General features: G+C 71.6%; 10 protein-coding genes. 1 reads left to right on the forward strand and 9 read right to left on the reverse strand.

Features of this window, described 5'->3' with window-relative positions:
• The 3 genes from leuD to VM840_07620 all read right to left on the reverse strand — a co-directional run.
• The coding region (gene leuD, locus VM840_07610) for a 3-isopropylmalate dehydratase small subunit (protein ID HVL81440.1) at nt 1-286 on the reverse strand (286 nt) is incomplete at its 3' end.
• Nucleotides 286-1,662 carry a 3-isopropylmalate dehydratase large subunit gene (gene leuC / locus VM840_07615; protein HVL81441.1) on the reverse strand — a complete coding sequence of 459 codons (1,377 nt, stop codon included), beginning with the start codon at nt 1,660-1,662 and terminating at the stop codon, nt 286-288. The genes leuC and leuD, both read right to left, overlap by 1 nt.
• Nucleotides 1,663-1,664: 2 nt before the next feature.
• On the reverse strand, nt 1,665-2,231 hold the full coding sequence (locus VM840_07620; GenBank protein HVL81442.1) for an XRE family transcriptional regulator: 567 nt from the start codon (nt 2,229-2,231) through the stop codon (nt 1,665-1,667).
• 86 nt (nt 2,232-2,317) lie between these two features.
• Between VM840_07620 and VM840_07625 the strand changes: the two genes are divergently transcribed.
• Nucleotides 2,318-3,091, forward strand: a complete 774-nt coding sequence (locus tag VM840_07625) for a VTT domain-containing protein (GenBank protein HVL81443.1) — start codon at nt 2,318-2,320, stop codon at nt 3,089-3,091.
• A gap of 18 nt (nt 3,092-3,109) precedes the next feature.
• On the opposite strand, the gene ilvD is transcribed toward VM840_07625, so the two are convergent.
• The 6 genes from ilvD to VM840_07655 form a co-directional block, all read right to left on the reverse strand.
• Nucleotides 3,110-4,798 carry a dihydroxy-acid dehydratase gene (gene ilvD, locus VM840_07630; protein HVL81444.1) on the reverse strand — a complete coding sequence of 563 codons (1,689 nt, stop codon included), beginning with the start codon at nt 4,796-4,798 and terminating at the stop codon, nt 3,110-3,112.
• A 57-nt stretch (nt 4,799-4,855) separates the two neighbouring features.
• Nucleotides 4,856-5,059, reverse strand: a complete 204-nt coding sequence (locus tag VM840_07635) for a hypothetical protein (GenBank protein ID HVL81445.1) — start codon at nt 5,057-5,059, stop codon at nt 4,856-4,858.
• On the reverse strand, nt 5,056-5,967 hold the full coding sequence (locus VM840_07640; GenBank protein ID HVL81446.1) for an RNA polymerase sigma factor: 912 nt from the start codon (nt 5,965-5,967) through the stop codon (nt 5,056-5,058). Before VM840_07640 ends, VM840_07635 begins: the two co-directional genes overlap by 4 nt.
• A 98-nt stretch (nt 5,968-6,065) precedes the next feature.
• Nucleotides 6,066-6,230 carry a hypothetical protein gene (locus tag VM840_07645; protein HVL81447.1) on the reverse strand — a complete coding sequence of 55 codons (165 nt, stop codon included), beginning with the start codon at nt 6,228-6,230 and terminating at the stop codon, nt 6,066-6,068.
• Between the two features lie 150 nt (nt 6,231-6,380).
• Nucleotides 6,381-8,762: an Asp-tRNA(Asn)/Glu-tRNA(Gln) amidotransferase subunit GatB gene (gene gatB, locus VM840_07650; protein HVL81448.1), complete on the reverse strand. Its 2,382-nt coding sequence runs from the start codon at nt 8,760-8,762 to the stop codon at nt 6,381-6,383.
• Nucleotides 8,762-9,083 (reverse strand): alpha/beta fold hydrolase (locus VM840_07655; GenBank protein ID HVL81449.1); only part of this gene is annotated, 322 nt, incomplete at its 5' end. The genes VM840_07655 and gatB, both read right to left, overlap by 1 nt.

A 9,083-nucleotide genomic window follows, 5' to 3' on the forward strand; every position in this document is an offset into this window, starting at 1 on the left:
AGATGTCGGCGAAGCTGGGTGCGACGATCGCCCGGAAGCCGAAGTCCTGGAGGGCCCACGGTGCGTGCTCACGTGACGACCCGCACCCGAAGTTGCGTCCGGCGACCAGGATCGGGTTCGGCTCCAGCGTGATCTCTCCCGACCTCACCCAGTCATAGAAGAGGAACTCTCCGAACCCCGTCCGCTCGATCCGCTTCAGGAACTGCTTCGGGATGATCTGGTCGGTGTCGACGTCCGCGCGCCGCAGGACCGAGACCCTGCCCTCGACGATGGTGACCGGCTCCATCAGGCCCACTCCCTCAGGTCGACGAAACGGCCCTCGATGGCGGCCGCCGCGGCCATCTCGGGGCTGCAGAGGTGGGTACGACCGCCCGCTCCCTGGCGTCCCTCGAAGTTGCGGTTGGAGGTGGACGCACAACGCTCCTGCGGATCGAGCGTGTCGGGGTTCATGCCCAGGCACATGGAGCAGCCGGCTCCCCTCCACTCGAACCCGGCCGCGGTGAAGACACGGTCGAGTCCCTCCTGCTCCGCTTGGACCTTCACCTGCGCCGAGCCCGGGACGACCATCGCCCGCACGGTGGGCGCGACCCGCTGTCCCTCGACGACCGCCGCCGCGGCGCGCAGGTCGGAGATCCGCGAGTTCGTGCAGGACCCGATGAAGACGCGGTCGAGGGGGATGTCCGTCAGGGGGGTGCCCGGCTCCAAGCCCATGTAAGAGAGAGCGCGCTCGGCCAGACCAGGGTCCGGGCGGTCGGACGGGTCCGGCACGCGCCCCGTGACCTCGGCCACCATGGCCGGGGTCGTGCCCCAGGTCACCATGGGAGCCACGTCCGAAGCGTCGATGGTCACCTCCCGGTCGAAGGTGGCGCCCGGGTCCGTCGGGAGCCGCCGCCACCGCTCGATGGCCGCGCCCATGTCGGAGGGCGCCGCGGGGCGGCCGTCCAGGTACTCGAAGGTGGTGTCGTCCGGGGCGACCAGGCCGGCCCTCCCACCGCCCTCGATGGTCATGTTGCAGATCGTCATGCGGCCCTCCATCGACATGGCCTCGATCGTCTCCCCGGCGAACTCGACCGCGTGACCGGCGAAGCCGTCCGTGCCCAGGCGTCCGATGGTGGCGAGGATCAGGTCCTTCGCCCGCACGTACCGGCCCAGCTTGCCCTCGTAGAGCACGCGCATCGTCTTCGGCCGGCGCTGGACGAGGCACTGCGTCGCGAGCACGTGCTCGACCTCGCTCGTGCCGATCCCGAACGCGAGCGCTCCGAACGCGCCGTGCGTGGCCGTGTGGCTGTCGCCGCAGACGATCGTCATCCCGGGCTGAGTCACGCCGAGCTCGGGACCGATCACGTGGACGATCCCCTGCCGGTCCGACCCCAGCGAGAAGATCGGGATGCCGAACTCGGCGCAGTTGCGCTCGAGCGTCTCGACCTGGATGCGCGACAACCGGTCCGTGATCAGCCGGGCGGCGGGGGTGCCGTCCGTCGGCACGTTGTGGTCGGCCGTGGCGAGGGTTCGGTCCGGGCGACGCACGCGGCGTCCGGCCAGTCGCAGGCCCTCGAAGGCCTGGGGGGAGGTGACCTCGTGCACGAGGTGCAGGTCGATGTAGATCAGACCGTCCCGCACCTCGTGGGAGTCCCAGATCTTGTCTACGAGCGTCCGTGGCATCCTCAGCCTCCTCGCGCTGGAGCCGTCACGACCGACACGAACTCGGCCTCTCGGCTCCCGGGGTTCTCGAAGTGATGCTGCAGGTCGGCGTCGAAGGTCACGGCGTCCCCCTCCTGGAGCTCGTACCGGTCGCCCGCGATGACCAGGACCACCGAACCCCGCTGCACGACCGCCGTCTCCCGGCTCCCGGGCGAGTGCAGCGGCGGCCCGGACGTACGGGAGCCGCCGGCCAGTGCGTGGACGGAGACGAGCGTCGGCTGGCCCGGGAGCCCCGGGGTGAGCTCCGTGTAGCGGTGACCTTCGCGACGGGTGGTCCTCCCGCGCCCTGCTCGGACGACCGCGACGAGCGGCTCCTCGTCCAACCGCAGCAGCTGGGAGAGCGAGAGCCCGAGCCCGGACGCGATCCGTCCGGCGACCGTCAGCGTCGGCGACGTCTCCCCGCGTTCGACCTGCGAGAGCATCGGCGCGGACACGCCGGCACGCTGGGACAGGTCCCGCAGCGAGAGCCCCATCGACTCCCGCAGCGCCCGGACCCGTGACCCCACGCTCTCCGCCGTTCGGACAGCCATCGCCGTACGTTATCACGGACGAACGTTCAACTTAACGTGCGGGCCGGTTCCCTGCGCCCACCACGGCCATACGCGATGATGCGGGGATGAACGAGCCCGAGGAGCAGCGCCTGGCCGAGGAGATGGAACTCCCGGCGTCCGTGCCGCACATGACGCGTCGCCGCCTGTCCGACGGCCAGGCGGTCGCCGCCCTCATCCTCTTCCTCATCTTCCGTGCCATCACCCAACGGGTCGGGTTCGGTTTCCTGCCGCGCCTGCTCGCATCGCCGTTCCCATGGGTTCTGCCGCTCCTGAACAACACGATGCTCATCCTCATCGCGGTCGGCACCGAGGTCCGCGGGAACACCGGGATGCTGATCGCCTCGGGCATCGCCTCCGTCGCGATGTCGCTCGTGTCCGGGCTCGTCCTGTACTGGGCCGGGTACCGGTTCGGTCCCGAGCTGGCCGTGCGGGCGGAGAAGGAGGGGTCGATGTGGGCCTCCCTGTGGAACCCGAAGCAGGTCGCCCGCGCGCACGCGTGGATCGAGAGGTACGGGTTCGGGGCCGTCGTCATCGGCCGCATGGTTGAGTGGCTCGTGACCCCCGTCGTGCTCGTCGCGGGCAGCACACGGATGTCGATACGGAAGTTCCTGCCCGCCTACCTGATCGGATCGGTGGGGTTCGCCGCCACCTTCCTGTGGCTGGGTGGGCGCGCCGGCGACCGGTGGCCCTGGCTCCCGGACCGCATAAAGGCCTTCGGCGCGTGGAGCCTGCGGATCACGCTCGCCCTGCTGGTCCTGATGGCGATCGCGGCGGTCCTGTCCAAGAAGCAGGACGGCCCGAAGGACGCGGCCCCAACCGAGGGGAGCCCGCCGGCCTGAGCCGCGCGATCGGGGGGTCTAGAGCGTCACCGCTCCCTTCGACGCCGAGGACACCAGCCGGGCGTACTTGGCCAGCGCTCCCGTCGTGTAGCGGGGCGGGGGCGGCACCCAGTCCTCCAGGCGCCGCTTCAGCTCGTTCGGCTCGACCTCGATATCGAGGGTGCGCGAGGGGATGTCCACCGAGACCATGTCGCCCTCCCGGACCAGCGCGATCGGTCCGCCGTCGACCGCTTCCGGGGCGACATGCGCGATCGAGAGGTTACGGGTGGCTCCTGAGAACCGCCCGTCGGTGATCAGCAGGACCCGGTCCCCCAGCCCCGCTCCCGCGATGGCAGCGGTGACGGCGAGCATCTCCTTCATCCCGGGGCCGCCGCGCGGGCCCTCGTAGCGGATGATGACGACGTCCCCCTCCCGCAGCTGCTTGGACACCACCGCGCGGAAGGCCTCCTCCTCCGAGTCGTAGACGCGCGCCGGACCGCGGAACCGCTCCACCTCGGTCCCGGCCACCTTCACCACCGCTCCGTCGGGAGCCAAAGATCCGCGCAGGATCGCGTACCCTCCCTCGCGGTGGATGGGGTCGTCCAGGGGGCGGACGACGTCCTGGCCCCCGGGGAACGTCACGTCGGCCAGGTTCTCGGCCACGGTCCGGCCGGTCACCGTGATGCAGTCGCCGTCGATCAGACCGGCGTCCAGGAGCTCCTTCATGACGACGGGGACGCCCCCGATCCGGTCGAGGTCGGTCATCACGTAGCGTCCCATCGGCTTGAAGTCGGCGATGTGGGGCACCCGGCGGGCGACCCGGTCGAACTCGTCGATCTCCAGGTCGATCCCCGCCTCATGCGCGATGGCGGGCAGGTGCAGGACCGCGTTCGTGGAGCCGCCGACCGCGCAGCAGACGGCGATCGCGTTGCGGAAGGCCTCGAGCGTCATGATGTCGCGCGGCCGCAGACCGAGCTCGAGGATCCGGACGGCCGCCTCCCCCGTGGCCCTGGACAGGGCCTCCCGACGCGGGTCGAGCGCGGGTATCGAGGCGGACAGGGGCAGCGACATCCCCAGCGCCTCGGACACCGACGCCATCGTGTTCGCCGTGTACATGCCCCCGCAGGACCCGGCCCCCGGACAGGCCACCCGCTCGAGCTCGCCGAGCTCAGCCTCGGTCATGCGGCCGGCCGAGACCGCGCCCACGCCCTCGAAGACGTCCTGGATGGTGACGTCGCGCCCCTGCCAGTGGCCCGGCATGATCGTGCCCCCGTACAGGAAGACCGACGGCAGGTTGAGCCGGGCGCTGGCCATGAGCATCCCGGGCAGCGACTTGTCGCAGCCGGCGATGGTGACGGCGCCGTCGAAGCGCTCCGCGTGCATCACGAGCTCCACGGAGTCGGCGATCACCTCGCGGGAGACGAGGGAGGCGCGCATCCCCTCGTGGCCCATGGAAATGGCGTCGGACACGGCGATCGTCACGAACTCGACCGGCACCGCACCCGCCGCCCGGACCCCCTCCTTCGCCCAGTCCGCGCACCGGTCCAGCGACAGGTTGCACGGCGTGACCTCGTTCCACGAGGAGGCGACGCCCACCTGAGGTCTGTTGAAGTCCTCCTCGGAGAACCCGACCGCTCGGAGCATCGCTCGTGCTCCGGCCCGCTCGAACCCCTCGGTCACCTCGCGCGACCGTGGGCGCGGGTCGCCCCCGTGGTCGTGATGGGTCATGCGTGTCCTCCTTGTCGCCCGGGCTCCCAGGATAGGGGCGGGCGGCCGAGGTGAGGGCTACTGACCGACGACGGGGACCGGCGCGGCGGGAGCGGCCGGGTACCCCGGGACATCGACGCAGTGCTCCACGAACAGGATCGGCGCCCACCCTCCGTATACGCAGACGCGGTCGGAGGTCGGGTCCGCGTCCGCGGAGCCTCCTGCGGCCGTGAGGGCCACGACGACCGCCGCGAGCAGGACCTTCAGCGAGCGACGCTTCACACGCATCCTCCCGGGGTTCCGTCGGGACGCCCGCGAAGGGCGTCGGCCAGGACGTCGACCGGGGTGTCCTCGGTCCCGTTCTCGATCCGTACGCCCACGACGGGACCCGATCCACCATCGGGACCCTCCTCGGAGCAGCCGAGACCTACGTCCGCGACGACCTCGCGTGCGGGGGTTCCCCCAACCGGGGCCGCGACCGTCTGTCCGGCCGCGGCGGAGCGAGGCTGCACGGCGCGGACGACGGAACCTGAGGAGGCCTCCGTGACGATAGGCGCTACCGCCGCGGACCGAGCCGCCTCGGGCGCCCTCACGGGAGCCGGCCCGGGGGCACCCGCACCGAGCAGACCCCCGGCCGCGAGCCCCGCAGCGAGGCAGCCGGCGGTGAGGGCCTCCTGCCACCGCTGGAGCCTGGCCAGGAAGGTGCCCGGGACGAAACCGGACCGCTCCAACGCCGCCCTCAACCTCTCCCGTGCGCGACACAGCAGCGTGTGCGTGGCTCCCTGCGTGAGGTCGAAGGTCCGGGCGACCTCTCGTGCGTCGCCCGTGTTCGCGTAGACGACCAGAGCGTCACGGTAGCGCGGGGGCAGGGTCGCCAACGCGACCCTGACGGCCCGTCGATCCTCGGCCGTCATGACCTGGTCCTCCGGGCCCACCGTCAGGTCGGTGACCATCCGGTCCATCTCCTCGGACCCGCCGCTGGCGACCTCGCGTGCGCGTCGCGCGCGGTCGACGGCGAGGTTCCGCGTGACGGTGCGCAGCCACGGCAGCGCGCGCGGGTCGACCCCCTTGGCGAGGGCCCGGGCCAGCGCCTCCTGCACCAGGTCCTCGCCGTCCTTGCGGGCCAGCCGCGATGCGGTCGCGCTCAGCTGGCGTATGGCAGCCCGCAGGTCCGATTCCGCCGTGCTCACGAGGAGAGTCTACTCAGGTGAGTCCAGCCCCGATCGCGGGATGTCCGATATGTCGGAGGGGCCCCTCGCGGGGCCCTCGAACATTGGATCACGCAGCTTCAGGGGAGCCTTTCGCAGGTCGACTCGTTCACGACCGATCGGCCGTTCACGGTCAACGAAGCGCTCGCACAGACGGAGCCGCCTGCGTGCGCCGGAGACGAGGCGATCAGCGACAGCACCGCCACGCCCACGACGGCCACCGCCTTCGCGATCAGACTCCGCATGCCTCCTCCACTCGGCCGGGCGTGCGACGTCCGGGACCGGGGGGAGGTCCCGGACGTCGCGAACGGGGACGGGTACCTGCGTCCGCACGCCCACGATGACGGCCGCTCGCCCTCCGCTCGGAGATGGATACGCGCCGGGAGCCGGCGACCTTACAGCCCGAGTCGCTCGGAGATCAGCGACCGGACGACCTCCGGGTTCGCGCGACCCTGGGTCCGCTTCATGACCTGCCCGACGAGCGCGTTCACCGCCCCGAGCTTGCCGGAGCGGATCTGATCCACGAGCTTGGCGCTGTCCGCGATCACCTCGTCCACGACCCCCGTCAGCTCCTCGCTGCCCGAGATCTGGGCCAGGCCCTGCTCGGCCACGACCGTGGCCGGGTCGGCGCCCGTCTCGGCGACGGCGCGCAGCACGGTCCCCTTCGCGACCGAGATGGAGATCCTCTCCTCGTCGACGAGGGTCTGTAGCGCCACCACCTGCTCGGGCCCGACCCCCGCCTCGTGCGGCTCGACGCCCCTCTCGTTCGCCATCGCCGAGAGCTCGCCGATGTACCACCTGGCGATCGACCGGGGGTCGCCCGGGTAGGCGGCGACGGCGGACTCGTAGGCGTCCGCCAGAGCCTTCGTCGCCGTGAGCGTGCGCGCGTCGCGCTCGCTCAGCGCGTGTTCCTCGACGAGCCGGCGGCGGCGCTGGGAGGGGAGCTCCGGGAGGGAGGTCCGAACGCGATCCACCCACTCCCGGCTCGGCGCGAGCGGGACGAGGTCGGGATCGGGGAAGTACCGGTAGTCCTCGCTCCCCTCCTTCGATCGTCCGGGCAGCGTCCGTCCGGACGCCTCGTCGAAATGCCTCGTCTCCTGGACGACCCGGCCCCCCGACCCCACCAGCTCGGTCTGGCGCTCGATCTCGTGGGCCAGTGCGCGCTGGACGGACCGGATCGAGTTCATGTTCTTCACCTCGGCCTTCGTTCCCAGCGCCGTCTCCCCCACCGGACGGATGGACACGTTGGCGTCACAACGCAGGGACCCCTCCTCCATCCGGACATCGGACACCTCGATCGCCTGCAGCAGGGCCCGCAGCTCGGTCAGGTAGGCCCGCGCCTCCTCCGGGCTGCGGATGTCCGGCTCGCTCACGATCTCCACGAGCGGGACCCCGGCCCGGTTGTAGTCGACCTTCGCGTACTCGGCGTCGCCGATCCGTCCGGACCCCCCCACGTGGCTCGTCTTCCCCGTGTCCTCTTCGAGGTGCACCCGATGGACGCCGATCCGCCTCGTCTCCCCGTCCACCTCCACCTCGAGCCAGCCTCGCGACGCGAGCGGGATGTCGTACTGCGAGATCTGGTAGTTCTTCGGCATGTCCGGATAGAAGTAGTTCTTCCGGTGGAAGACGGACCTGGGGGCGATCTCGCAGTTGAGGGCGAGGCCGATCCGGATCGCGTACTCGACGGCCCTCTCGTTGATCACCGGCAGCGTGCCGGGCTGCCCGGTGCACACCTCGCAGATCTGCGTGTTCGGCTCGGCCCCGAACGTGGTCGGGCACGCGCAGAAGACCTTCGAGTCGGTCGAGAGCTCCACGTGGCACTCGAGCCCGATCACGGCCTCGTACGTGGTCTCGGCGGGTGCGGTCACGGTCATGGTCTGCTGCTCCTCTTCCGTAGGAGGCTCCGACGCCGGTTCCGTTCTCGCCGGCTCGGGCTCGGGCTCCGGCTCCCGCGCCGGCTCGGGATCGGGCGCCGGTTCGGTTGCCGGCTCGGGTTCGGGCTCCGGCTCCCGTGCCGGCTCGGGCTCGGGCGCCGGCTCGGGTTCCGCGGGAGCCTCCGGCTCCCTGACGGGAGCGGGCTTCCGTGGGGCGGGCTCCTGCGCCCGGTAGGGGGGCCGGGCGATCTCGCCGAGCACCCTCGGCGACGCCGGACCGTCCGGGTCGATGTGGTCGGCGAGAAGCGCGGGGAACTCGGCTCCCGCCTCGTCGGGGAGCCAATCGGGCCGTTGGTAGGTGGGTAGCGCGACCGCCGCCTCGGCGAGCTCGGTGCGCCACCTCTTCGTGTGCCAGACGTGGAAGACGGTCGTGCGTTCGTCCGCGGTCCGGACCGTGAGGTAGCCGTTCGCCCGGCCGATGCCGGGGATCACCCCCTGCAGGCGCCATGAGTACAGGTCCCGCCATGGGACGCGCAGCTCGTGCGGTCCGGACGGTGGGGCCGAACGCGCGCGCCACACGAGTCCGAACGGCTCGATCTCCATGACCCCCGGCACGGCGGCCGACTCCGTGCGTCTCGGACCGCCGTCCCCTCCGCCGGCCGCCCCCACGTAGGCCGCCGATCCGGCGAACGACGAGCGGGGGCCGGGAGCCGGTCGCCGCCTCCCCACCCGGAGCTCGCTGAAGGCGAACGCGGCGACGACGAGGGCACCGAAGACGTAGAGGACGATCTCGATGAAGTCGCTGGGGAAGCGGATGTTGCGGTAGACGATGTAACCGAGGGCGGCGAAGGCGACGACCCACGTCGCCCGGTCGCTCCAGAGCTTGCGGCGCTGCAGGTCCATCAGGCCAGGTGCTCCCGTATCGCGCGCCCCGCCTCGGCGGGGCGCTCCATCAGCGGCAGGTGTCCGGCTCCCTCCACCCGCACGAGTCGCGCCTCGGGCAGCAGCCGCGCGTACTCCTCGCCGTGGGCGATGGGGACGAACCGGTCCTCCGCCCCCCAGACCACGAGGGAGGGGCAGGTGACCCGGCCGAGCCGGCGCGGGAGCTTCGGGTCGTGCAGGTAGGGGTTCCAAGCCAGTCGCGCGGTCGTCTGCTGCGCCTGCACGAACGGGAGCAGGACGTCCTCCGGCGGCGGGTCGGACCGGTCGAAGGAACGCATCATC

The organism is Actinomycetota bacterium (assembly GCA_035540895.1).
GTDB lineage: Bacteria > Actinomycetota > JAICYB01 > JAICYB01 > JAICYB01 > DATLFR01.

Coding starts and splice junctions, on each gene's coding strand:
- gatB (HVL81448.1), bottom strand. CDS start 8,762: ATGGACCTGCAGCGCCGCAAGCTCTGGAGCGACCGGGCGACGTGGGTC.
- VM840_07625 (HVL81443.1), top strand. CDS start 2,318: ATGAACGAGCCCGAGGAGCAGCGCCTGGCCGAGGAGATGGAACTCCCG.
- VM840_07620 (HVL81442.1), bottom strand. CDS start 2,231: ATGGCTGTCCGAACGGCGGAGAGCGTGGGGTCACGGGTCCGGGCGCTG.
- VM840_07645 (HVL81447.1), bottom strand. CDS start 6,230: ATGCGGAGTCTGATCGCGAAGGCGGTGGCCGTCGTGGGCGTGGCGGTG.
- leuC (HVL81441.1), bottom strand. CDS start 1,662: ATGCCACGGACGCTCGTAGACAAGATCTGGGACTCCCACGAGGTGCGG.
- ilvD (HVL81444.1), bottom strand. CDS start 4,798: ATGACCCATCACGACCACGGGGGCGACCCGCGCCCACGGTCGCGCGAG.